Here is a 1,293-nt window from a genome sequence, read left to right as displayed (position 1 = left end):
GACCGGCGGCGAGCCGGCCCGGTCCGCGACCGGCGCCGGTGACCGAGGCTCCGGCGACCGGCCCGGGGCGGGCGCACCCGTCGGCTGGAGCGGCACCGAGCCGACCGGACCGCTCGACCGTTCCGGCCGTGCCCGGCCCGGACCGGCGGCGCGGCCGGAGAACGGCGCCGAGGGCCTCTCCGGCTGGCTCGACGACCTCCGCCGCCCTGACGACCAGGACCCGTTCGGCTCCGGCCGGACCTCCGCCTCGACCTCCGGCCAGCCCGGGGCGGGGCCCGCGAACGGCGGGCGGGGCGACGCGGAGGTCATGCCCACCCGGTCGTTCTTCGAGCCCGCGTCCGGGCGGTTGTCCCGGCGGTCGTCACCGCTGGACACAACGCACCGCACCGGTGACCGGGCCGTGCCGCCGTCCCGCCTCGGTCGGGGCGGCCAGCCGTTCCCGCGTCGTCGGCCGCTGGGCGAACCGGTGCCGGAGGAGGCCAGCCGCGCCTTCCGGGTGGACAGCCCCGCCGAGCCGGCGCGGGGGCTTCCGCGTGCGCGGCCCGAGTCGCCCGCGGCCGAGTCGCCCGTGGCGTTCCGCCCCGCCGACCCGGCCGCCGGCGGTGACGCCGCCCAGGCCCTGCCCCGTCGTCGTCCGACGCCCGCCGGGGGGCCCGGGGCGGACGAGGAGACCCAGCCGATCCTCGCTCCCGCCGGACCGGCCGCCCCGCCGTTCGTCGCCCCAGCCGAGGTGGAGGAATTGCCCCCGTCGATCGCCGAGCCGGTGTCGGGCCCGCCCGCGCCCCGGCGGACCTTCTCGCCGATCGTCATCGAGGGCACCGTCATCGAGTCCCGCGACCTCACCGAGCCGGCGGGCGATCATCCGGCGGGGTGGGCCGACGACCGTCCGGCCGGGACGGAGCCGGCGGAGCCCATCCGACCGGAACCGTACGAGGTGCCCACCGCTCCCGCCGCCGGATCGGCGGCGACCTCCGCCGACGCGGACCGGTCGGGAGCGCCCTCGGCGGGCGCCGCCGATCCCACCGTTTCGTTCGCCGTGGAACCGCGCACCGAACCGGCCACGCCCCCGACCGAACCGACCGCACCGCTGTTCGAACCCGGCACGCCGCGCGGGACCGCCGTACCGCCGACCCAGCCGGCTGCGCCGCTGTTCGAGCCCATCACGCCGACCCAGCCGGCGGCGCCGCTGTTCGAGAAGGAGCCCGCCGTCCTTCACGCTGCATTTGGTGATCGTCACAGTGGGATCCGCCTTGACGATGTCAGTACGGCAAGTCGATGCCGCGGCGGCGGGCG

General features: G+C 78.6%; 1 pseudogene. It reads left to right on the top strand.

The features are described from left to right. Window positions 1-1,293 (top strand): annotated as a pseudogene (locus JNW87_RS38810) (hypothetical protein); the annotation flags it as partial.

Origin of the sequence: Micromonospora sp. ATA51, from assembly GCF_016802855.1 — a bacterium.
Taxonomy (GTDB): domain Bacteria; phylum Actinomycetota; class Actinomycetes; order Mycobacteriales; family Micromonosporaceae; genus Micromonospora; species Micromonospora sicca.
The sequence above is the reverse complement of the archived record's forward strand: the minus strand, read 5'-3'. Positions and strand labels throughout refer to the sequence as shown.